Source organism: Streptomyces sp. MS191 (assembly GCF_008042125.1).
Classification (GTDB): Bacteria; Actinomycetota; Actinomycetes; order Streptomycetales; family Streptomycetaceae; genus Streptomyces.
Genome location: NZ_RDBI01000042.1, coordinates 5154 through 8354, shown reverse-complemented (window position 1 = coordinate 8354; position 3201 = coordinate 5154). Strand labels below are relative to the sequence as shown.

Here is a 3201-nt window from a genome sequence, read left to right as displayed (position 1 = left end):
GGGCCGAGCCGCAGCGGAGGTACCACACGGTGGACCACCTGAGGGCGGTCCTGGACCGCATCGACGAGCTGGCCGATCTCGGCGGCGAGGGCGGGGAGTTGGAGCTCGTCCGGCTGGCTGCCTGGTTCCACGACGCGGTCTACCGCCCGGACCGTTCCGAGAACGAGGAACGCTCGGCGGTGCTGGCCGAGAAGGCCCTGACCGAGGCGGGGGAGGGACAGCAGGTGGCGAAGGATGACGGCGCGGCCCTCGCGGAAGGCGTCCTCCGGGACGAAGGCGTACTCCTCGCGGACCGCGGCGGTGTACCTCGCGTAGGTGTCCGGGGTGCTCGCCAGGATCGCCAGGTCCGCGTCGCACAGGGCCTCGCCGTTGATGTCGCCCTCGGCCGGGTCGTGGCTGGCGGTCAGCCGCACCAGGCGGGCCACCTCCGCCACCTCGTGCACCGTGAGGCCCGCCTCGGTCAGGGCCTTCTCGGCCAGCACCGCCGAGCGTTCCTCGTTCTCGGAACGGTCCGGGCGGTAGACCGCGTCGTGGAACCAGGCAGCCAGCCGGACGAGCTCCAACTCCCCGCCCTCGCCGCCGAGATCGGCCAGCTCGTCGATGCGGTCCAGGACCGCCCTCAGGTGGTCCACCGTGTGGTACCTCCGCTGCGGCTCGGCCCAGCGGGCCAGCAGGTTCCGGCCGTACGGGAGAGGGTCCGGCCCCTCGCGGCCGGCCCGCGCGGCGCGCAGCGTCGAGGTCCAGCGCTGGAGCAGCTCGGGGTCGTATGCGTGCTCTTCATCGGCGGTCATGGGGAGCATTCTGCCGCTCCAGCGCGCGGAAGCGCGGCTTCCGAGGCCCTTCCCCGCGCCTGCCGAGGTCATACCCCGCGCGGGTATGAACGGCTCTGTGCGGGCAGGACGGCCTCCCCGGCCCGGGCCCGACGGCCCGGCGGACGTCCGGACCCGTTCCCACCGCCGCCGAGCAGGTCGTCCCGGGAGCGCGAGCCGTGGCGGACGGACCGAAAACCCGTTGCCGGAACCCGGCGCCGGGCGCCAGTCTTCCCCGCATGGACACCCCACCCGCACCGCGCCTCGTCGCCGACCTCTTCGCCGCCGACGGACGCCTGAAGGCAATCCCCCGCAAGCCCGCCCGACGCGGGCATCTCCTCGACCACCTCGCCGAGTCGCTCTTCGAGCCGGCCCGCTCCTACACCGAGCGCGAGGTCAACGAGGCCCTGCTCACCGTCCACGACGACTTCCCGGCCCTGCGCCGCTACCTCGTGATCGGCGGCCAGCTGGCCCGGACGAAGGACGGCGCGGCCTACCGCCGACAGCAGCAGACCGGCTCCCCCGAAGGCGCGATCCGCTCCGTCGCGTGACCGGCGCGCTCGTGGCCGGCCTGGTGGCCGGCTACGGCATCGCGATCCCGGTCGGCGCGGTCGGCGCCTACCTCGTGGCCGTCACCGCCCGCACCGGCTGGCGTACGGGCGCCGGGGCGGCGCTCGGCGTCGCCACGGCCGACGGGCTGTACGCGCTCGTCGCGGTCCTCGGCGGCTCGGCGCTCGTGCCGCTGCTCACGCCCGTCATGACCCCACTGCGCTGGGTGTCGGCCGTGGTGCTCGTGACCCTGGCGGTCCGTGCCGCGTGGACGGCGCTGCGTGCCTACCGGATCCGTGACGGCGCGACGAGGGACGACGGCGAGGATCCGCTCACCCCGCTGCGCGCCTATCTGACCTTCCTCGGCATCACGGTCCTGAACCCGATGACGGTGATCTACTTCGTGGCCCTGATCCTGGCCACCGGCCCKGGAGCCCCGACCACCGCGGTGGACCAGACGGCCTTCGTGCTGGCCGCGGTCACCGCCTCGGCGAGCTGGCAGCTCTTCCTGGCCGGCGGCGGCGCGCTCCTGGGCCGGGGCCTGACGGGGCCACGGGGTCGGCTGACGACGGCCCTGCTGTCGAGCACCCTGATCGCGGGACTGGCGATCGCGCTGGTGGTGTAGGCGAAAGACCCTTAGCGAGAGCCGCGTTCGCGGGTGGTGAGCAGGACGGCACCGGCGAGGGCGGCCATCGCGCCCGCGGCCATCAGGCCCTGCCGGGACCGGTAGGACAGGACGGACCAGCGCGACTGAGCGGACAGGACGGAACCGACGCTCAGCCAGGAACCGGCTGAGGCGAACGAGAGGGCGGAGCCGATCGAGCCGACGGACAGGGCGCTGCCGACGGACCCGATGGACAGGACCGACCCGACGGACCCGATGGAGAGAGTGGAGCCCACGGACCCGATGGAGAGCACGGAGTCCCTCGACCAGAGGGAGAGGGGCGAGTCGGCCTGCCGGCAGCTTGGGCGCATGGGCTGATCGTAAGCAGGAGAGGGGGCCAGGGCAGGGGGCCGGCGGGGCGCGCAGCACCGTCGGCCCGCGTCGGGTCCGGGGGTGGTTCAGCGCAGCCATTGAATGGGGTYACCCGGCGGCGCTTAGCGGCAATCCCTCGCCTATTGGCTGGGATTCATGCCCCGCTGGTCACTCTCCGGTGGGGGTGAAGCCAGATCCGCAGCCAGCATCGACAGTTCAGGTCATGGGCACCACCGGGCGCGCCGATCGGGGCTTGCGCGGACTGCATCCGTCCCACCGATCCCATCCACCCCATCGCCGAACTGGGATCGATCCACCAATGACGCTACGGCGTACATTACTTGCGGTAACCCAGCCAGAGAAAGGGACTTTGGCGGGCATATCGGACTCTCGGCGGGCTTAATGTACGCCGTAGCGTCATTCCTCGAATGATCCCAGCTCGGCCATGGTGCTAGCAGGACGGATGAGGCCCGCCCAACCCGAACGATCGGGGCTGGGCGCCGCGCAGGGATCACCCACCACCGGGAATGACCAGCGGGGCATGAATCCCCGCCAAGAAACGAGGGATTGCCGCTAAGCGCCGCCGGGTTACCCCATTCAATGGCTGCGCTGAACCACCCCRYGACCCGACAGCCGCCGACGGCGCCCGGGAGGCTCCGGTCCCCGGAGCGGATGCCCCATCCCCGGGCCGCCCTCCGAGTGTGAAAAGGCAGCCGGGGCCGGGCGGTCAAGGGTGGCCGCCAGGCCATCGCGCAGCGACGCGACGAAGGAGCGCCCTTGAGGGACCGGCCCCGGCTGCCACACTCGGAGAGAGGGCGGCCAACCACCKGAAGCGATCCAAGACCGGCCCACCCCAAGACCCCAAAG

3 protein-coding genes and 2 pseudogenes are annotated in these 3201 nt (G+C 72.4%); 3 read left to right on the top strand and 2 right to left on the bottom strand.

Annotation, left to right across the window (positions count from 1 at the left end; genetic code table 11):
• Positions 1-212: pseudogene (locus EAO71_RS39010) on the top strand (hypothetical protein); the annotation flags it as partial.
• Here EAO71_RS39010 and EAO71_RS21365 read toward each other — a convergent pair.
• Positions 204-791: pseudogene (locus EAO71_RS21365) on the bottom strand (HD domain-containing protein); the annotation flags it as partial. The pseudogenes EAO71_RS39010 and EAO71_RS21365 overlap by 9 nt on opposite strands.
• 257 nt (positions 792-1048) lie before the next feature.
• On the opposite strand from EAO71_RS21365, the gene EAO71_RS21360 reads away from it, so the two are divergent.
• Together EAO71_RS21360 and EAO71_RS21355 are read left to right on the top strand one after the other, a co-directional pair.
• A complete protein-coding gene (locus EAO71_RS21360; protein WP_147979438.1) occupies positions 1049-1360 on the top strand; it encodes a DUF2087 domain-containing protein in 312 nt (103 codons plus the stop codon).
• The gene (locus EAO71_RS21355; RefSeq protein WP_147979437.1) at positions 1357-1983 is read left to right on the top strand and encodes a LysE/ArgO family amino acid transporter; all 627 of its coding nucleotides are present in this window, start codon (positions 1357-1359) and stop codon (positions 1981-1983) included. The genes EAO71_RS21360 and EAO71_RS21355 overlap by 4 nt, the downstream gene beginning before the upstream one ends.
• 11 nt (positions 1984-1994) lie before the next feature.
• Here the strand turns inward: EAO71_RS21355 and EAO71_RS21350 are convergent, their stop codons facing one another.
• The gene (locus EAO71_RS21350; RefSeq protein WP_147979436.1) at positions 1995-2333 is read right to left on the bottom strand and encodes a hypothetical protein; all 339 of its coding nucleotides are present in this window, start codon (positions 2331-2333) and stop codon (positions 1995-1997) included.
• Positions 2334-3201: the final 868 nt, after the last annotated feature.